The organism is Streptomyces sp. NPDC048288 (assembly GCF_043201555.1).
GTDB lineage: Bacteria > Actinomycetota > Actinomycetes > Streptomycetales > Streptomycetaceae > Streptomyces.
Genome location: NZ_JBICZD010000003.1, coordinates 126752 through 144711 on the forward strand (window position 1 = coordinate 126752; position 17960 = coordinate 144711).

General features: G+C 71.0%; 15 protein-coding genes. 9 read left to right on the forward strand and 6 right to left on the reverse strand.

The genetic code is table 11. The features are described 5' to 3' along the window. Positions 1–70: 70 nt before the first annotated feature. Positions 71–1084: a 4-hydroxy-3-methylbut-2-enyl diphosphate reductase gene (locus ACGFZS_RS11820; RefSeq protein ID WP_393662769.1), complete on the reverse strand. Its 1014-nt coding sequence runs from the start codon at positions 1082–1084 to the stop codon at positions 71–73. A gap of 105 nt (positions 1085–1189) precedes the next feature. On the opposite strand from ACGFZS_RS11820, the gene ACGFZS_RS11825 reads away from it, so the two are divergent. The 4 genes from ACGFZS_RS11825 to ACGFZS_RS11840 all read left to right on the forward strand — a co-directional run bounded on the left by ACGFZS_RS11825 (position 1190) and on the right by ACGFZS_RS11840 (position 4883). Next, a complete protein-coding gene (locus tag ACGFZS_RS11825; RefSeq protein WP_393794961.1) occupies positions 1190–2566 on the forward strand; it encodes an APC family permease in 1377 nt (458 codons plus the stop codon). A gap of 106 nt (positions 2567–2672) precedes the next feature. Next, the gene (gene xseA, locus ACGFZS_RS11830) at positions 2673–3881 is read left to right on the forward strand and encodes an exodeoxyribonuclease VII large subunit (RefSeq protein WP_393794962.1); all 1209 of its coding nucleotides are present in this window, start codon (positions 2673–2675) and stop codon (positions 3879–3881) included. A 31-nt stretch (positions 3882–3912) separates the two neighbouring features. After that, positions 3913–4152, forward strand: coding sequence for an exodeoxyribonuclease VII small subunit (locus tag ACGFZS_RS11835; protein ID WP_393794963.1), 240 nt, complete (start codon positions 3913–3915; stop codon positions 4150–4152). Positions 4153–4292: 140 nt separating this feature from the next. Further along, complete coding sequence (locus ACGFZS_RS11840; RefSeq protein ID WP_359222889.1) at positions 4293–4883, forward strand: malonic semialdehyde reductase; 591 nt, start codon at positions 4293–4295, stop codon at positions 4881–4883. Between the two features lie 70 nt (positions 4884–4953). Here ACGFZS_RS11840 and ACGFZS_RS11845 read toward each other — a convergent pair whose 3' ends face one another. Beyond that, on the reverse strand, positions 4954–5478 hold the full coding sequence (locus ACGFZS_RS11845) for a DUF4245 domain-containing protein (protein ID WP_393794964.1): 525 nt from the start codon (positions 5476–5478) through the stop codon (positions 4954–4956). 127 nt (positions 5479–5605) lie between these two features. On the opposite strand from ACGFZS_RS11845, the gene glpX reads away from it, so the two are divergent. Next, positions 5606–6643: a class II fructose-bisphosphatase gene (glpX, locus tag ACGFZS_RS11850; RefSeq protein ID WP_355718223.1), complete on the forward strand. Its 1038-nt coding sequence runs from the start codon at positions 5606–5608 to the stop codon at positions 6641–6643. Positions 6644–6882: 239 nt separating this feature from the next. Here the strand turns inward: glpX and ACGFZS_RS11855 are convergent, their stop codons facing one another. Together ACGFZS_RS11855 and ACGFZS_RS11860 are read right to left on the reverse strand one after the other, a co-directional pair. Beyond that, positions 6883–7266 (reverse strand): WhiB family transcriptional regulator, encoded by a 384-nt coding sequence (locus ACGFZS_RS11855; protein WP_359222892.1) that lies wholly within the window; start codon positions 7264–7266, stop codon positions 6883–6885. A gap of 152 nt (positions 7267–7418) precedes the next feature. Next, entirely contained in the window at positions 7419–8135 is a 717-nt protein-coding gene (locus ACGFZS_RS11860) for a DUF1707 domain-containing protein (RefSeq protein WP_393794965.1), read from the reverse strand. A gap of 191 nt (positions 8136–8326) precedes the next feature. On the opposite strand from ACGFZS_RS11860, the gene ACGFZS_RS11865 reads away from it, so the two are divergent. Further along, complete coding sequence (locus ACGFZS_RS11865; RefSeq protein WP_393794966.1) at positions 8327–9994, forward strand: fumarate hydratase; 1668 nt, start codon at positions 8327–8329, stop codon at positions 9992–9994. Positions 9995–10170: 176 nt separating this feature from the next. Here ACGFZS_RS11865 and ACGFZS_RS11870 read toward each other — a convergent pair whose 3' ends face one another. Beyond that, positions 10171–10539, reverse strand: coding sequence for a hypothetical protein (locus ACGFZS_RS11870; protein ID WP_359222897.1), 369 nt, complete (start codon positions 10537–10539; stop codon positions 10171–10173). A 186-nt stretch (positions 10540–10725) separates the two neighbouring features. Here ACGFZS_RS11870 and ACGFZS_RS11875 point away from each other — a divergent pair, with 186 nt between their 5' ends. The 3 genes from ACGFZS_RS11875 (at position 10726) to ACGFZS_RS11885 (ending at position 15307) form a co-directional block, all read left to right on the forward strand. Beyond that, positions 10726–12111, forward strand: coding sequence for a class II fumarate hydratase (locus ACGFZS_RS11875; protein WP_393794967.1), 1386 nt, complete (start codon positions 10726–10728; stop codon positions 12109–12111). 84 nt (positions 12112–12195) lie between these two features. After that, the gene (locus ACGFZS_RS11880) at positions 12196–12909 is read left to right on the forward strand and encodes a DUF402 domain-containing protein (RefSeq protein ID WP_393794968.1); all 714 of its coding nucleotides are present in this window, start codon (positions 12196–12198) and stop codon (positions 12907–12909) included. Between the two features lie 304 nt (positions 12910–13213). After that, positions 13214–15307: a SpoIIE family protein phosphatase gene (locus tag ACGFZS_RS11885; protein ID WP_393794969.1), complete on the forward strand. Its 2094-nt coding sequence runs from the start codon at positions 13214–13216 to the stop codon at positions 15305–15307. Between the two features lie 81 nt (positions 15308–15388). Here ACGFZS_RS11885 and ACGFZS_RS11890 read toward each other — a convergent pair whose 3' ends face one another. Beyond that, positions 15389–17830 (reverse strand): transglycosylase domain-containing protein, encoded by a 2442-nt coding sequence (locus ACGFZS_RS11890; RefSeq protein WP_393794970.1) that lies wholly within the window; start codon positions 17828–17830, stop codon positions 15389–15391. Positions 17831–17960: the final 130 nt, after the last annotated feature.

Below are 17960 nucleotides of genomic sequence, written 5' to 3' on the forward strand. Positions count from 1 at the left end.
GTCACGACGCCGGACGGCCCGCGATCACACAGTCGTACGACCCGCGGTCACACCGTCGTACGACCGGCCCTCACGCCCCGGCGCCGCTGCCGCCGCGCTCGGCGACCAGCGTGGCCGCCTCTTCGCGCAGGTCACGGCGGAGTTCCTTGGGCAGCGAGAAGGTGATGGACTCCTCGGCGGCCTTGACGATCTCGACGTCCCCGTAGCCGCGCTCGGCGAGCCACTCCAGGACCTCCTCGACCAGGACCTCCGGGACGGAGGCACCGGAGGTGACACCGACCGTGGTGACACCCTCCAGCCAGGCCTCGTCGATCTCGCTGGCGAAGTCGACCAGGTACGCGTCGCGGGAGCCGGCCAGCTTGGCGACCTCGACGAGCCTCTTGGAGTTGGAGGAGTTGCGGGAGCCGACCACGATGACCAGCTCGGCCTCGGCGCCCATCTGCTTCACGGCGAGCTGACGGTTCTGCGTGGCGTAGCAGATGTCGTCGCTGGGCGGGGAGATGAGCTGCGGGAACTTCTCCTTGAGGGCGTCGACGGTCTCCATCGTCTCGTCCACGCTCAACGTGGTCTGGGAGAGCCAGACGACCTTGGACTCGTCGCGGACCTCGACCTTGGCGACGTCCGCCGGGCCGTCGACCAGCTGGATGTGGTCGGGGGCCTCGCCGGAGGTGCCGATGACCTCCTCGTGGCCCTCGTGCCCGATCAGGAGGATGTCGTAGTCCTCGTTCGCGAAGCGGACGGCTTCCTTGTGGACCTTGGTGACCAGCGGGCAGGTGGCGTCGATGGTGGCGAGGCGGCCGCGTTCGGCCTCCTCGTGGACGACGGGGGCGACGCCGTGCGCGGAGAACATCACGATGTTCCCCGGCGGGACCTCCTCGGTCCGCTCGACGAAGATCGCGCCCTTCTTCTCCAGGGTCTGCACGACGTACTTGTTGTGCACGATCTCGTGCCGGACATAGATCGGGGCCCCGTACTGCTCCAGGGCCTTCTCGACGGCGATCACGGCGCGGTCCACACCCGCGCAGTAGCCACGGGGGGCGGCGAGCAGGACACGGCGGCCAGGCGAAGCAGTCATGGCACCCATCGTAAGGCCGCGTTCGGGGGGGCGAAGATCGCGTCCGGGTGACGATCCCGGGGAGACTGACGGAAGAGCGGACGAGCGGGAGACATACGGCCGCGGGAGGCACAGATGTCCGGGACCGGTACGGCGACCCCGCCGCCGCCCGAAGCCGGTGGACGCGGCCGGTTGCGGCGCAGTCTCGGCTTCCGGGACCTGGTGGTCTACGGGCTGCTGTTCATCGCCCCGATGGCGCCGGTCGGCATCTTCGGCACGCTGGACGCGAAGTCGCACGGCGCGGTGGCCCTGGTCTACGTCGTCGCCACGGTGGCGATGGCGTTCACCGCGTTCAGCTACGCGCAGATGGTGCGGGTGGTGCCGCTGGCGGGGTCCGTGTTCGCCTACGCGCGCGTGGCGCTCGGGAAGGAGGCGGGGTTCGTCGCCGGATGGATGGCGATGCTGGACTACCTGCTGATCCCCGCCGTGGCCTATCTCTTCTCGGGCATCGCGATGAACGCGCTGGTGCCGGAGGTCTCGCGGTGGGTGTGGACGGCGCTCGCGGTGGCCGTGACGACCTTGCTGAACCTGTGGGGTGTCCGGGCGGCCGCCCGCGTCGGCTTCCTGGTGCTGGCCATGGAGATCACGGTGCTGCTGGTGTTCATGGTGTCGGCGGTCGTGGTCCTCGCGCGGGACGGCGCGCAGCGGGGGCTGTGGTCGCCGTTCACGGGGGACGGCACGCAGGGCGCGTTCGCGCTGTCGGCGGTGCTCGGCGCGGTGTCGGTGGCCGTCCTGTCGTATCTCGGCTTCGACGCGATCGCCACCTTCGCCGAGGAGGTCACCGGCGGTTCGGAGAAGGTCGCGCGGGCGCTGCTGTTCTGTCTGGCGCTGGCCGGCGTGCTGTTCGTGGCGCAGTCGTACCTGGTGGCGCTGCTGGAGCCGACGACGTCCGCGCGGCTGGCGGCGGATCCGGCCGCCCAGGGGGCCGCCTTCTACGACGCGGTCGACGTCTCCGTCGGGACCTGGCTGCACGATCTGGTCGCCGTCAGCAAGGCGATCGGGGCGGCGTTCGCTGCGCTGGCCGGGCAGGCGGCGGCCGGGCGGCTGCTGTTCGCGATGGGCCGGGAACGGCGGCTGCCGCGGGTGCTGGCCAGGACGGACGGCGGGGTGCCGCGGGTGGCGGTGGGGTGCGCGGCGGTGATCACGCTGGTGGCGGCGGTGTGGGCGGCACGCCGGGGCGACGGGATGGACCGGCTGGTGTCGGTGGTCGACATCGGGGCGCTGGCGGCGTTCACGTTGCTGCACGCGAGCGTGGTGAGCTGGTTCGCGGTACGGCGGGAGGGCGGCGGGCCGGTGAGCTGGTGGCGGCATGTGGCGATGCCGGTGGCCGGGGCGGCGATCACGGTCGCGGTGATCGCGGCGGCGTCCGGGGCGGCGCAGGTGGTGGGGGCAGTGTGGTTGGCGGTGGGGCTGTTGGTGCTGGTGGCGCAGCAGGGGTTGCGGGGCAGCTGACCTGGGTGCGGGCGGCTGCCGTGGATGCGGACGGCTGACCCGGGTGCGGGCGGCTGGCCTGGGTGGGAGAGCGGGCGCTGTCAGTCGGCGCCGTTACGCTCGCCGCATGGCTTTGAACACGTCCGCCGAGACCCCTGTCCCCGTCGGTGAGATCTCCCGGCTGATCGGCGGGTGGATCGACCGGCTCGGGGCCGTCTGGGTCGAGGGGCAGATCACCCAGCTGTCGCGGCGGCCGGGGGCCGGGGTGGTGTTCCTGACCCTGCGGGATCCGTCGTACGACATCTCGATCGGCGTCACCTGTTTCCGGCAGGTGTTCGACACCGTGGCCGATGTGGTCGGGGAGGGCGCCCGGGTCGTCGTCCACGCGAAGCCGGAGTGGTATGCGCCGCGCGGGCAGCTGTCGTTGCGGGCGGTGGAGATACGGCCCGTGGGGGTCGGGGAGCTGCTGGCGCGGCTGGAGCAGCTCAAGAAGACCCTTGCCGCGGAGGGGCTGTTCGCCGCCGGGCGGAAGAAGCCGTTGCCGTTCCTGCCGCAGCTGATCGGGCTGGTGTGCGGGCGGGCCTCGGCCGCCGAGCGGGACGTGCTGGAGAACGCCCGGCACCGGTGGCCGGCGGTGCGGTTCGAGGTGCGGAACGTGCCGGTGCAGGGCGTGCACGCGGTGCCGCAGGTCGTGCAGGCCGTGAAGGAGCTCGACGCGATGGAGGAGGTGGATGTGATCATCGTCGCGCGCGGGGGCGGCAGCGTGGAGGATCTGCTGCCGTTCTCGGACGAGCAACTGGTGCGGACGGTCGCCGAGTGCCGTACGCCCGTGGTGTCCGCCATCGGGCACGAGCCGGACAACCCGCTGCTCGACTACGTCGCCGACCTGCGCGCCTCCACCCCCACCGACGCCGCCAAGAAGGTCGTCCCGGACGTCGGGGAGGAGCTGGAGCGGGTGCGGATGCTGCGGGACCGGGCCCGGCGGTGTGCCGAAGGGCTCGTGGCGCGGGAGGAGCGGGGGCTGGCGCACGCACTCGCGCGTCCGGCCATGGAGGACCCGCACCGGATGGTCGACGAGCGGGCCGATCACATCGCCTCGCTGGTCGACCGTTCGCGGCGCACCGTCGGGCATCTGCTCGACCGCGCCGACTCCGAGCTGACGCACACGCACGCGCGCGTGGTGGCCCTCTCCCCCGCGGCCACGCTGCAGCGCGGGTACGCCGTGCTGCAGAAGGACGACGGCCAGGTGGTGCGGGACCCGGCGGACGCCGCGCCGGGCGAGGCCCTGCGGGCGCGGGTCGCCGAGGGTGAGTTCACGGTGCGGGTCGACGGCTGACACCGCGCGAGCAGACGAGAAAGGTGTGTTGATGAGCAGCAGGACGGAAGAGGCCGGTCTCTCCTACGAGCAGGCGCGGGACGAGCTGATCGAGACCGTACGGCGGCTGGAGGCCGGCGGGACGAGCCTGGAGGAGTCCCTCGCGCTGTGGGAGCGGGGCGAGGAACTGGCGAAGGTGTGCCGGCGCTGGCTGGAGGGTGCGCGGGCCCGGCTGGACGCGGCGCTGGCCGAGGAGGAAGCGGAGGAGGAAGAGACCGAAGAGGGAGAGTGAATGGGCGGGCGAATGTGAAGCGGATCACCACGCCCCGCTTTTTGTTGAAGCTTGAACCTTCCTCGCGTACGGTGATGCCGTCAGCCTATCCGGACCACGGTCCGGTACGGATCGGACGTCACCCCCGAGGAAGTTCCGCAATGTCTCTCGTTCTTGACCCCACCGCCCAGGACCTGCTGTTCCGCGAGGCCCGCACCGCGAACACCTTCACCGACGAGCCGGTGACCGACGAGCAGGTGCAGGCGATCTACGACCTGGTCAAGTTCGGCCCGACCTCCATGAACCAGTCGCCGCTGCGCGTCACCCTGGTCCGCTCCCCCGAGGCCCGCGAGCGCCTGGTGCAGCACATGGCCGAGGGCAACCAGAAGAAGACCGCCACCGCCCCGCTGGTCGCGATCCTCTCCGCGGACAACGAGTTCCACGAGGAGCTGCCGGCGCTCTTCCCGCACTTCCCGCAGGCCAAGGACCTCTTCTTCGGCGAGCGCTCGGCGCGTGAGGGCAGCGCCGCCCTGAACGCCACCCTGCAGGCCGCGTACTTCATCATCGGCGTCCGCGCCGCCGGTCTCGCCGCCGGCCCGATGACCGGTCTCGACCTCGCGGGCGTCCAGAAGGAGTTCCTGGACGACGACCACACCCCGCTGATGGTCGTCAACATCGGCAAGCCGGGCCCGGACGCCTGGTTCCCGCGCTCCCCGCGGCTGTCCTACGACGACGTGATCACGACCGTCTGAGTCGCGCCGCACCTGACGCGAGAGGCCCCCGGCAACGGCGCCGGGGGCCTCTCGCGTCAGGTCAGGGGCGTCAGGACATCTTCAGCGCCGCGGCCATCTTCGTCAGCTGGGTGAAGGAGGCGGTGCCGGCCACCACCGTGGTGGAACCGTGGGTGCCGTCCAGCACCAGGGCGTCGTAGCGGCCGCCGGTGTAGTGCGTCCAGGTGCGGTCGCCGATCTTCTCGGTCCTCTTCGTGGCCGACGCGCCCTGGCTGGCGTCGGTGATGAAGTCCGCGGGCTTCTGAGTGGACTGCTCGATCTGGACGTACTGACCGTCGGGGGTCTGGTAGCCGAGGTGCCAGCGGTCGCCGTCCTCGCCCTGGAAACGGACCGAGGTCGCCTTCCAGCCGGCGGACAGGCCCTCCGGCGCGGCCACCGGATAGCTCGCCGCGCGCCGTGCCGTCAGCAGCTCGACCCGGTAGTCGACGCGCTGGATGTCGGGAGCGTGATCGTCGTGCGGGACGAGCAGGTAGATGAAGCCCGCCGCGAGACCGATCAGGGCCAGGGAGAGAATCATGTCCCGGACCGTCTTCTGCTTGCCGTTCGTGCCTGCCACGCCCCCTATCGTCGCAGGTGCCCCCTGCGCTCATCCGTGGGGTCCCCTGCTCATTTTGTCAGCCTGACGATAGAGTCGACGGGAAAACCCTCATCCGGCCGTCGTCGTATCAGAAAGGTGCGCTCCGATGACCGAGAATCATCATCACCTGCCGTCCGAACTCGATGTCCCCTCCGAGGCCCCCGACCGCAACCTCGCCCTGGAGCTCGTCCGGGTGACCGAGGCCGCCGCGATGGCGGCGGGTCGCTGGGTGGGCCGCGGCGACAAGAACGGCGCCGACGGTGCCGCCGTGCGCGCCATGCGGACCCTCGTCTCCACCGTGTCGATGAACGGCGTGGTCGTCATCGGCGAGGGCGAGAAGGACGAAGCGCCGATGCTCTTCAACGGGGAGCACGTCGGTGACGGAACCGGTCCCGAGGTCGACATCGCCGTCGACCCGATCGACGGGACGACGCTGACCGCGAAGGGCATGCCCAACGCGATCTCCGTGCTGGCCGCGACCGAGCGCGGGGCCATGTTCGACCCGTCCGCCGTGTTCTACATGGACAAGCTGGTCACGGGCCCGGAGGCGGCGGACTTCGTCGACATCAACGCGCCCATCTCCGTCAACATCCGCCGGGTCGCCAAGGCGAAGCGGTCCTCGCCGGAGGGCGTGACCGTGGTCGTCCTGGACCGGCCGCGGCACGAAGGGATCATCAAGGAGATCCGGGAGGCCGGGGCCCGCATCAAGCTGATCTCCGACGGTGACGTCGCCGGCTCGATCTACGCGCTGCGCGAGGGCACCGGCGTCGACATGCTGCTCGGCATCGGCGGCACGCCCGAGGGCATCATCTCGGCGTGCGCGGTGAAGTGCCTGGGCGGAACCATCCAGGGCAAGCTGTGGCCCAAGGACGACGCGGAGCGGCAGCGGGCGATCGACGCCGGGCACGATCTGGACCGGGTGCTGACCACGGAGGACCTGGTGACCGGGGAGAACGTGTTCTTCGTCGCGACCGGGATCACCGACGGGGAGCTGCTGCGCGGTGTGCGGTACCGGTCGGAGACGGCGCTCACCGAGTCGATCGTGATGCGGTCGAAGTCGGGGACGGTGCGGCGGATCGACTCCGAGCATCGGCTGCGCAAGCTGCGGGCGTACAGCACGATCGATTTCGACAAGGCGAAGTAGGGCTGCGGCGCGTTCCGGGGAGGGGGTGCGGCTGCGTCGGCGGCTGCGGGTGCACCGTGGCTGGTCGCGCAGTTCCCCGCGCCCCTAGGAGGTTGCGCCTGAGGGTGCTGCGAGGTGCCGCTGGTCGCGCCCACGCGGCGGCAGCCGCACATCAGCACAGCCCCGCGCCCCCAAGAGAAGGGGCGCCGGCCCCCTGCGGAGTCCAAAAGGCGCCCTCTGTGCGGAGAGGGCGCCTTTTGTCAGCCTGCTTGGGGTATGCGGTTCGCCGTCGTCGCTCGGGCCGCCTTCTTCAGTTCCATGTCGCGGCGCCTGCGGCGGGCGAGGACGACGCGGCGTTCGGCGGCGGTGAGGCCGCCCCAGACGCCGTAGGGCTCGGGCTGGAGCAGCGCGTGTTCGCGGCACTCGACCATCACCGGGCAGCGGGCGCAGACCCGCTTGGCCGCCTCCTCCCGGGACAGCCGGGCGGCGGTGGGCTCCTTGGAGGGTGCGAAGAACAGGCCAGCCTCGTCGCGCCGGCACACCGCCTCGGTGTGCCAGGGGGCGTCTTGGTCCCTGTCCCGCACCGGCACCCGCTGGGCCGGGACGGCAGCGACCTGCAGGGACGAATGCGGCGGTTGCAGCACGGTCTACTCCTGACGACGGCTTCGCGAGCGAGAGACGATGCAGCAAGGCCTACCCGCTGTGCGCGGGCCTATGCACAGCGTCCCCAACGGCCGTGGTGCGGCGGCCTGTTCACACCCCCGGGCGCCGCTCGCCGTGGAGAGATTCGCGACCGTCAACGGTCCAGGTGTTTGCGCAACTTCCTGTCGACCTTGTCGTGCACCCGCTCCAGGATGTCCTCGATGAGCTTTCCGCGCCTCGGCCGCGCCTCCACGTTGCCGAGGACGGCCCAGCCGTCGATGTAGACGACCGGGGCATCGGGGTCGATCGAGTCCAGGGTGTCCGCCTCGAAGTTGCCGAGCACCCCGCCGCCGGTGCCGCGCAGCGACACGTTCTCCGGGACGCGGATCTGGATGTCACCGAAGACCGAGATCGCCTTGATGTAGACCTGCTGGTACTCGAAGATCGCCTCGCTGAGGTCGATCTCGACCGAGCCGAAGACCGAGTACGCGTGCAGGCGGCGGCCTGCGCGCCAGCGGCCCCGGCGGACGGCGCTGCTGAAGACGGCCACCACGTTGGCGTCCGCCTCGGCCGGGAGCGCGCCGGGCTCCGGTCGGGGCGGTACCGGCGTGTAGGGCGGGGCGGCCGGGCGGGCGTGGGCCGCGGGCAGGTCCCGTATGAAGACCTCCAGCTCGCCCACCGTCTTGGCGCCCAGCACCCCCTCCACGCGCTCGGCGTGCTCGTCGGCGGTCAGGCGCCCCTCGGCGAGGGCCTCGCGGAGGATGTCGGCGATGCGGTCACGGTCGGCGTCCGAGGCGCGCAGCTCGGCCACCGGCGCTCCGGCACGCTCCTGACCGGCACGCTCCTGAAGGGTCTGCTTCTGAAGGTCCACGGCAGCAGCGTACCGAAACGCGATAGATCGCGACTACCCCTCGTCGCGACCTGTGGAAAACCCGTGCCGTTTCGCATGTTCCTCGAACTGAGCCTTACCTCACAGGCTCTCCGTCGGCGGCAGGTTCTACGCTGGTGAGCGCCCGCCAGCGTCGGCGGGCGGCCGTCCGTCAGAGTGAGGAATGGGCTGAGATGCCTGAGTTCGCGTATACCGATCTGCTCCCCCAGGGCGAGGACACCACCCCGTACCGGCTGGTGACCTCGGAGGGTGTGTCCACCGTCGAGGGACCGGACGGGCGGACGTTCCTCAAGGTGGAGCCGGAGGCGCTGCGCAAGCTCGCCGAGGAGGCGATCCACGACATCCAGCACTACCTGCGGCCCGCCCACCTCGCCCAGCTGCGCCGGATCATCGACGACCCGGAGGCGTCGGGCAACGACAAGTTCGTCGCGCTCGACCTGCTGAAGAACGCGAACATCGCGGCGGCGGGTGTGCTGCCGATGTGCCAGGACACCGGCACGGCGATCGTGATGGGCAAGCGCGGGCAGAACGTGCTGACCGAGGGCGGCGACGAGGCGGCGCTGAGCCGCGGCATCTACGACGCGTACCTGAACCTCAACCTGCGGTACTCGCAGATGGCTCCGCTCACCATGTGGGAGGAGAAGAACACCGGGTCGAACCTCCCCGCCCAGGTCGAGCTGTACGCCACCGACGGCGGCGCCTACAAGTTCCTCTTCATGGCGAAGGGCGGCGGCTCCGCCAACAAGTCCTTCCTCTACCAGGAGACGAAGGCGGTCCTCAACGAGGCCTCCATGATGAAGTTCCTGGAGGAGAAGATCCGTTCGCTCGGCACGGCGGCCTGCCCGCCGTACCACCTCGCGATCGTCGTCGGCGGTACGAGCGCCGAGTACGCGCTGAAGACCGCCAAGTACGCCTCCGCGCACTACCTGGACGAGATCCCGGCCGAGGGCTCGGAGCTCGGGCACGGCTTCCGGGACAAGGACCTGGAGCAGAAGGTCTTCGAGCTGACCCAGAGGATCGGGATCGGCGCGCAGTTCGGCGGCAAGTACTTCTGCCACGACGTGCGTGTGGTGCGGCTGCCGCGGCACGGCGCGTCCTGCCCGGTCGCCATCGCGGTCTCCTGCTCCGCGGACCGGCAGGCCGTCGCGAAGATCACCGCCGAGGGCGTCTTCCTGGAGCAGCTGGAGCGGGACCCGGCGCGGTTCCTGCCCGAGACCACCGACGAGCACCTGTCCGACGAGGACGTGGTGCGGATCGACCTCAACCAGCCGATGGACGACATCCTCGCCGAGCTGACCAAGTACCCGGTGAAGACGCGGCTCTCGCTCACCGGTCCGCTGGTCGTGGCCCGTGACATCGCGCACGCCAAGATCAAGGAGCGGCTGGACGCGGGCGAGGAGATGCCGCAGTACCTGAAGGACCACCCGGTGTACTACGCCGGTCCGGCCAAGACGCCCGAGGGCTACGCGTCCGGTTCCTTCGGCCCGACCACGGCCGGCCGTATGGACTCCTACGTCGAGCAGTTCCAGGCCGCCGGCGGCTCCAAGGTGATGCTCGCCAAGGGCAACCGCAGCAAACAGGTCACGGACGCGTGCGGTGCGCACGGCGGCTTCTACCTCGGTTCCATCGGCGGCCCGGCGGCGCGGCTCGCGCAGGACTGCATCAAGAAGGTCGAGGTCGTCGAGTACGAGGAGCTCGGGATGGAGGCGGTCTGGAAGATCGAGGTCGAGGACTTCCCGGCGTTCGTCGTCGTCGACGACAAGGGGAACGACTTCTTCCAGGACCCGGCGCCCGCGCCGACGTTCACGACGATTCCGGTGCGGGGTCCCGGGCTGGCGTAGCACCTCGGGTGCGGCGGGGAGCGGATCTCGCCCCCGCCGCCCCTACCCGTCCCATCCCAGGGGGCCGCGCCCCCTCACCCCCCGCTTCGGCCTGAACGGCCCCGTCCTCAAACTCCCCCAGAGGGGGCACCCCCGGACGGGCTGGGTGGTGCCAGGGCCGTGGGCGGGGTCGCGCGTCAGTGGGGGATGCAGCCGAACCAGTTCACCGTGTCGCCGTCGGCGGTGTAGCCCATGCAGCGGATGGTGCGGTCGTGGAGCTTTTCGGTGTGGTCGACCGGGCCGGCGAGGTAGTCCGTCGTGTGGTGGGCCTCGACGAGGTCGTCGATGTCGACGCGGTACCAGCGGCGCTCGCCGGAGGGCAGGCTGCAGCCGTGGCCGGTCATGTTGCGGCTGGGGTCGCCGCTCCAGACGGGGCGTTCGGCGCGGTCGCAGTGGACTGTGCGGCCCGCGGCGCCGGCGGTGCCGGCTCCCGCACCCAGCAGGGTCGCCGCGCCTATGGACACCGCCGCGATGGCGCCGAGCAGACCCTTGGGAGTGAAGTGCATCGATCGGTCCTCCTGCCAGCCGTGGTGGCGGCGGGAGTCGCCGGGCCACCTTTGGGCCGATAGTCACATTTGTTTGTGATGTACCGCCCGGTGGGCGGGGGCGCGGTCCCCCGACCCGGTGACGCCGGTGGTGCCAATGGGCCCACGGTCCGGAACAACCGCCGCGTCCCGATCGCTGACAAGGACATGAGCGACTACCGCATCGAACACGACTCCATGGGCGAGGTCCGGGTCCCCGCCCACGCCAAGTGGCGGGCCCAGACGCAGCGGGCCGTCGAGAACTTCCCCGTCTCCGGGCAGCGGATCGAGCGCGCGCACATCGAGGCGCTGGCCCGGATCAAGGGGGCGGCGGCCAAGGTGAACGCCGAGCTGGGGGTGGTCGACAAGGACCTGGCCCGGGCGATCGAGGAGGCGGCGGCCGAGGTGGCCGAGGGGCGCTGGGACGACCAGTTCCCCGTGGACGTCTTCCAGACGGGCTCCGGGACCTCTTCGAACATGAACGCCAACGAGGTCCTGGCGACGCTCGCGACCGAGCGGCTCGGGCGGGACGTCCACCCGAACGACCACGTCAACGCCTCGCAGTCGTCCAACGACGTGTTCCCGTCGTCGATCCACATCGCCGCCACCGCCGCCGTGACCCGGGACCTGATCCCGGCCCTCGAACACCTCGCCGACGCGCTCACCAGGAAGTCCGAGGAGTTCGCCGACGTGGTGAAGTCCGGGCGGACCCATCTGATGGACGCGACGCCGGTGACCCTGGGACAGGAGTTCGGCGGGTACGCCGCGCAGGTGCGGTACGGGGTCGAGCGGCTGCGGGCCTCGCTGCCCCGGCTCGCCGAGCTGCCGCTGGGCGGCACCGCCGTCGGGACCGGGATCAACACCCCGCCCGGCTTCTCCGCCGCCGTGATCGAGGAGGTCGCGCGGGCCACCGGGCTGCCGTTCACCGAGGCCCGCGACCACTTCGAGGCGCAGGGCGCCCGGGACGGGATCGTGGAGACCAGCGGGCAGCTGCGGACGATCGCGGTCGGCCTGACGAAGATCGCCAACGATCTGCGCTGGATGGCCTCGGGGCCGCGCACCGGGCTCGCCGAGATCGCGCTGCCGGACCTGCAGCCGGGGTCCTCGATCATGCCGGGGAAGGTCAACCCGGTCGTTCCCGAGGCGGTGTTGATGGTGGCCGCGCAGGTGATCGGGAACGACCAGACCATCGCGGTGGCCGGGGCGGCCGGCAACTTCGAGCTCAACGTGATGCTTCCGGTCATCGGCAAGAACGTGCTGGAGTCCGTCCGGCTGCTCGCCAACGTCTCGCGGCTGCTCGCCGACCGGACCGTGGACGGGATCACCGCGAACCGGGAGCGGGCCCGGGAGTACGCCGAGTCCTCGCCGTCCGTGGTCACGCCGCTCAACAAGTACATCGGGTACGAGGAGGCCGCCAAGGTGGCCAAGAAGGCGCTGGCGGAACGTAGGACGATCCGCGAGGTCGTCCTCGACGGCGGGTACGTCGAGCGGGGCGACCTGACCGTTCGGCAGCTGGACGAGGCGCTGGATGTCCTGCGGATGACGCGGCCGTAACCGGGTACGAACGTTTCGCGCCGCCCGGCCAGAACCGTGACGTCCGCCGCAGCGTCGTATGCCTGTGGCACCTAATATCTGTGCATGGCAGACGGTGGAGCGGTGAGACGCGTGACGCGCGGGGAAACGGGCGGTGCGACCGGGGACGGGACCGGTTTCTGGACACCCGGCAGCCGGATCCTGTGGCGGTACCGGGAGAACGCCGGGCCCGGCTTCCACATCGCGCGCCCCGTCACCGTCGTCCGGGACGACGAGGAGCTGCTCGCCGTCTGGCTGGCCCCCGGCACCGAGTGCGTCCGGCCCGTGCTCGCCGACGGCTCGTCGGTCGGTGAGGAGCCGCTGGAGTCCCGCTACACCAAGCCCCGGTCCGTCACCCGCGGCCACTGGCACGGCACGGGCGTGCTGAAGCTGGCCCGGCCCGGTCAGCCCTGGTCGGTGTGGCTGTTCTGGGAGCCGGGCTGGCGGTTCAAGAACTGGTACGTCAATCTTGAGCAGCCGCTGGTCCGTTGGGGCGGCGGAGTGGACTCGGAGGATCACTTCCTGGACATCTCCGTGCACCCGGACCGCAGTTGGCGCTGGCTCGACGAGGACGAGTTCGCGCAGGCCCAGCGGGACGGCCTGATGGACGCTCAGACGGCCGATACGGTAAGGGCGGCGGGCCTGGCCGCGGTCTCCGCCGTACGGGCCTGGGAGCCGCCTTTCTCGGACGGCTGGCAGCACTGGCGCCCGGACCCGTCCTGGGCGGTACCGTCACTGCCGGAGGACTGGGACCGTACGCCCGCGCACGTGTCCTCATGAGACCCTTGATGCGCCCCCGGTCCACAACCGTAGGATCGTCCTCCGCAAGGAAGCGCGATCACAACTCCCGGATCATGCGCCGGGCTTGACCGTACGTCACCGAGGGGCGGCAGGACGTGAGCGAGGGGTACGAGGGCAGCACGGGCGAACGGCGCGCGGGCCGCAGATCGTTCGCCGGTGGCACAGGAACAGCCTCCAGCCACGCCGGAATTCCGTTCCTGGGGCACCTAATCCGGGTATCGGGACTTCGGCGGGACCATCTGCGCGCGCGGCGCGCAGCCCCGGACGGACGGATTCGACTCGCGTGACGGAGCACCCCACCTCCTACGAGCGCCCACAGCCGGGCGCCGACCCCGCTCAGACCCGCGGGGCGCTCCTGCGTTCCTCGCAGCCACCACCACAGGGACAGACCCAGGCGCAGTCCCCGCCGCTCGGCGCCGCCGCCTTACCGGCGCAGGCCCGCGCGGGCGAGACGCCCTCCGGTCCCGGTACCAGTACGTCCAAGGAGCACTCCGTCAACGGCCCCGAGCACGCCCAGCCCACCAGCGCTGAGCCCGACCCACACCGGCCGCGCCCCACCCCGGAGGGCATCCCCCCGCAGCCCGGCGCCGAGCCGGAGCGGGCGGTGGGCCCCCAGGAGCGCCGCAGCGGACGCGGGCTGCCGCCCGGCCGGCCGATGCCGATGCGGCGGGACGGCGACCGGCTGCGGTTCGTGGGCGCCGCGACCCGGCGGATCGCCCGGGGCATCGATCTCGACGAGATCGTGATGGGGCTGTGCCGGGCGACCGTGCCGACCTTCTCGGACGCGATCCTGGTCTATCTGCGCGACCCGCTGCCGGTCGGCGACGAGCGGCCGGTCGGCCCGGTGGTGCTGCGGCTGCGCCGCACCGACCGGATCCCGGAGGAGCGGGACACCGAGGGCGGCTTCCCGCAGCTGCCGGTGCCGGAGCCGGACCCGGCCGACATCGGCCTGGCCGCGCTCACCGCCGAGCTGTGCGAGGTACGGCCGGGCGGCGCGCTGAACGAGGTGCTGCGGGGCGTACGGCCGGTCTTCGCCGACTCCCCCGCGGCCCGCGCGGCCCTGCCCGAACTTCTCGGCGAGGGCAACGAGGCGCTCGTACCGGGCGCCCAGCACGCGATCCTCGCCCCGCTGCGCGGCCGCCGCCGGGTGATCGGCGCGGCGCTGTTCCTGCGCCGCCCGGAGCGGCTCGCGTTCGAGACGGACGACCTGCTGGTCGCCGCCCAGCTGGCCACGCACAGCGCGCTGGGCATCGACAAGGCGGTGCTGTACGGCCGGGAGGCCTACATCGCCGACGAGCTGCAGCGCACCATGCTGCCGGAGAACCTGCCGAGCGCCACGGGCGTGCGGCTGGCCTCGCGCTATCTGCCGGCCGCGGAGACCGCGCGGGTCGGCGGCGACTGGTACGACGCGATCCCGCTGCCGGGCAGCCGGGTGGCGCTGGTCGTGGGCGATGTGATGGGCCACTCGATGACGTCGGCGGCCATCATGGGGCAGCTGCGGACGACGGCCCAGACGCTGGCCGGGCTCGACCTGCCGCCGCAGGAGGTGCTGCACCACCTCGACGAGCAGGCCCAGCGGCTCGGTTCCGACCGGATGGCGACCTGCCTGTACGCCGTCTACGACCCGGTGTCGCACCGCATCACCATCGCCAACGCCGGGCATCCGCCGCCGGTGCTGCTGCATCTGGGCGGGCGGGCCGAGGTGCTGCGGGTGCCGGCCGGGGCGCCGATCGGGGTCGGCGGGGTCGACTTCGAGGCGGTGGAGCTGGACGCGCCGGCCGGGGCGACGCTGCTGCTGTACACCGACGGTCTGGTGGAGTCCCGGCTGCGGGACGTGTGGACCGGCATAGAGCAGCTGCGGGAGAAGCTCGCCGCGACGGCCCAGCTGACCGGGCCGGATCATCCGCCGCCGCTGGAAGCCTTGTGCGACGAGGTGCTCGACATGCTCGGGCCGGGTGACCGCGACGACGACATCGCGCTGCTCGCGGCCCGGTTCGACGGGATCGCGCCGAGCGACGTCGCGTACTGGTTCCTGGAGCCGGAGGACGCGGCGCCGGGGCGGGCCCGGCGGCTCGCGCGGCGGGCGCTGGCCCGCTGGGGGCTGGAGGAACTCTCCGACTCCGTCGAGCTGCTGGTCAGTGAGGTCGTCACCAACGCGGTGCGGTATGCCTCGCGGCCGGTGACGCTGCGGTTGCTGCGGACCGATGTGCTGCGGTGCGAGGTGGGCGACGACGTGCCCCAGCTGCCGCGGCTGCGGCAGGCGCGGGCGACGGACGAGGGCGGCCGGGGCCTGTACCTCGTCAACCGACTGGCCAGACGGTGGGGAGCGACCCGGCTCAGCACCGGGAAGGTCGTCTGGTTCGAGCTGAACAGGTAGCGCCGCAGGGGGGCTTGAGGTCGTCGGGCCCGACGAAGCACCCGATGCCCCCCTCTGGGGACATCGGGTGCCGGTCGTTCGTTATTGGCCGTCCGCCGCCGCCGGGTCCAGCGGGTTGTCCGTGATGCCGCCCGTCGGGGTCTCCTCCGGGGTGGAGGGGGCGGTGGTCGTCGGGGTCGCGGAATTGGTGGGGGTCTGGGACGGGGCCTGCGACGTCGGGGTCTGGGACGGGGTCGCGGACTTGGTCGGGGTCTGGCTGGGAGATTCGGACGCGGTTTCCGACGGAGTCGAGCTGTACGTCGGGGTCGCCGTCGGCTTGACCGCCGCGCCCAGCGTGGTGTTGAGGTCGAACTTCTGCTTCTTCGTGACGCCGAAGGTGTACGCCGCCCAGATCTGTGCCGGGTAACCGCCACCGTTGATCCGGCCGGTGCCGGGGATCAGACCCGTGGCGCCGGTCAGCGTGACCTGGTTGTGGGTCTTGGCGTCCTCGCCGAACAGCCCGACCGAGGTGACCAGGTCCGGCGTGTAACCGGTGAACCAGGCCGACCTGTTGTAGTCGGAGGTACCCGTCTTGCCGGCCACCTGCTGGCCCTTGCGCAGCGGGTTCTGGGCCACCGAGACCTTGGCCGTACCGTCGTCGACCACACCGGTGAGCACCGAGGTCACCTGGTCGGCCGTGGTGCGGCTGATGACCTGGCCGCCGATCGGGCTCGGCAGGTCGACCTTCTTGCCGGTCTTCTCCGCCGACGCGAGGATCGACGGGGTCACCTTCGCCCCGTGGTTGTCGAGGGTGGCGTACACCCCGGCCATCTCCAGCGGGCTGGCGCCCATGGTGCCCAGGGTCATCGCGGGCACCGCCTGGAGGTCGGTGGTGTCCAGGCCGAGGTCGTCGGCGGTCTTCAGCACGTTCTTCATGCCGACGTCCACGCCCATCTGCGCGAACACCGAGTTGACGGACTTGTTCATCGCCGTCTGCACGGTGATGTTGCCGTAGTCGGCGTCGTCCTCGTTCGGCGGTGCGAAGGCGATGTCGCTGCCCTTGACCGCGCGGCCGCTGGTGCCGTCGTAGATCGTGTTGGCGTTGATCGCCTTGCCGTTCTGCGTCTCGGCGTTCTGGTCGACCGCGGCGGCGAGGATGATCGGCTTGAAGGTGGAGGCCGGCTGGTAGTCGGCGCGGGTCGCGTTGTTCGTGTAGTGCTTGTAGTAGTCGACACCGCCGTACAGGGCGACGATCTTGCCGGTCTTGGGGTCGACGGAGACGGCACCGGCCTGGACGTTCTTGTCGACCTTGCGCTTCTTGCCGTCGAGCTTGCTGGTGAGCTGGCTCTTGACGGCCGCCTCCAGCTTGGTCTGCCTCTTCGGGTCGATGTTCAGGGTGATCGTCCAGCCCTGGTCGACGACCAGGGCCTCCGCCTCGGACCTGGTGATGTTCTGGGTCTTCATCAGCTGGTTCTCCAGCTGCGTGTTGGCCAGTTCGACCAGGTAGCCCTTCTGGCCCTCCAGACCGGAGGCGGCCTTCGGGGCCTTGGGGATCGGGAACTTCATGCCGTCCCGCTTGGACTTGTCGAGCCAGCCCTGGCCGACCATGTTGTCCAGGACGTAGTTCCAGCGCTGCTGCACCAGCTTCTTGCCGATGGGCCCGGCCACCGCCCAGTCGTACTGGCTCGGCGCCTGCAGCAGCGCGGCCAGATAGGCGCCCTGCTGGACGTTGAGGTCCTGGGCGTCGACGCGGTAGTAGGCCTGGGCGGCGGCCTGGATGCCGTAGGCGCCCCGGCCGTAGTAGCTGGTGTTGATGTAGCCGGCGAGGATGTCGTCCTTGGACTTCTCGCGGTCCACCTTCAACGAGATGACCAGTTCCTTCAGCTTGCGCGTGACGGTCTGGTCCTGGTCGAGGTAGTAGTTCTTGACGTACTGCTGGGTGATCGTCGAACCGCCCTGGGTGCCGCGGCCCCGCACGGTGTTGTAGAGGCCGCGGGCCATGCCCTTCAGGTCGATGCCGTTGTCGTTGTAGAAGGTCTTGTTCTCCGCCGCGACGAAGGTGTGCTGGACCTCCTTCGGGACCTTGGAGAGGTCCACGATCTCGCGGTTGACGGTGCCCTTGCGGGCGAGGACCGAGCCGTCGCTGTACTTGTAGACGTTGCTCTGGGTCTGGGCGAGCGCGTTGCCCTCGGGGACGCCCACCATGACGTACAGCAGGATGAACGCGCCGATGCCGAGCAGACAGCAGGCGAAGAACGCGCCGAGCATCTTCTTCCAGGTGAACAGCCGGCGTATCCGGCCCCGGACGGGCTTGCCGTCCTTGCCGAGCTTGGCGCCCTTCCCGTCCTTGCCGGGCTTCTTCGCGGCGGCCCGGCGGCGCTCCGCGCGGGTGCCGCCCTCGGCCTCCGGCGACTCGACCACCGTGGTGGTGGTGCCCGCCGTCGCCGGCGTCTCGGGCTCGGGCTGCTGCGACGGGCGGCCCCGGGGCGGCGCGGCGCGGCGGCCGCCACGCTGTCGCGCTTTTCTCTCTTCCGCTCGTCCCATGAGTCCGTCTGCTCCGCTTCGTCTCGGCTGTCACACGTGTGTACGGGTGTCACACAAGTACGTGGCTCAGGTCAGTCCAGCAAACTAACACCGCTGTCTATGACAAAGAGCGCACGATCCGTCCCTTTAC

What these genes read in the sequence shown, in the direction of transcription:
- ACGFZS_RS11840 (WP_359222889.1), top strand. Translation starts at nt 4,293, where the DNA reads ATGTCTCTCGTTCTTGACCCCACCGCCCAGGACCTGCTGTTCCGCGAG.
- ACGFZS_RS11880 (WP_393794968.1), top strand. Translation starts at nt 12,196, where the DNA reads ATGGCAGACGGTGGAGCGGTGAGACGCGTGACGCGCGGGGAAACGGGC.
- xseA (WP_393794962.1), top strand. Translation starts at nt 2,673, where the DNA reads ATGGCTTTGAACACGTCCGCCGAGACCCCTGTCCCCGTCGGTGAGATC.
- ACGFZS_RS11835 (WP_393794963.1), top strand. Translation starts at nt 3,913, where the DNA reads ATGAGCAGCAGGACGGAAGAGGCCGGTCTCTCCTACGAGCAGGCGCGG.
- ACGFZS_RS11875 (WP_393794967.1), top strand. Translation starts at nt 10,726, where the DNA reads ATGAGCGACTACCGCATCGAACACGACTCCATGGGCGAGGTCCGGGTC.
- ACGFZS_RS11820 (WP_393662769.1), bottom strand. Translation starts at nt 1,084, where the DNA reads ATGGGTGCCATGACTGCTTCGCCTGGCCGCCGTGTCCTGCTCGCCGCC.
- ACGFZS_RS11870 (WP_359222897.1), bottom strand. Translation starts at nt 10,539, where the DNA reads ATGCACTTCACTCCCAAGGGTCTGCTCGGCGCCATCGCGGCGGTGTCC.
- glpX (WP_355718223.1), top strand. Translation starts at nt 5,606, where the DNA reads ATGACCGAGAATCATCATCACCTGCCGTCCGAACTCGATGTCCCCTCC.
- ACGFZS_RS11865 (WP_393794966.1), top strand. Translation starts at nt 8,327, where the DNA reads ATGCCTGAGTTCGCGTATACCGATCTGCTCCCCCAGGGCGAGGACACC.
- ACGFZS_RS11890 (WP_393794970.1), bottom strand. Translation starts at nt 17,830, where the DNA reads ATGGGACGAGCGGAAGAGAGAAAAGCGCGACAGCGTGGCGGCCGCCGC.
- ACGFZS_RS11825 (WP_393794961.1), top strand. Translation starts at nt 1,190, where the DNA reads ATGTCCGGGACCGGTACGGCGACCCCGCCGCCGCCCGAAGCCGGTGGA.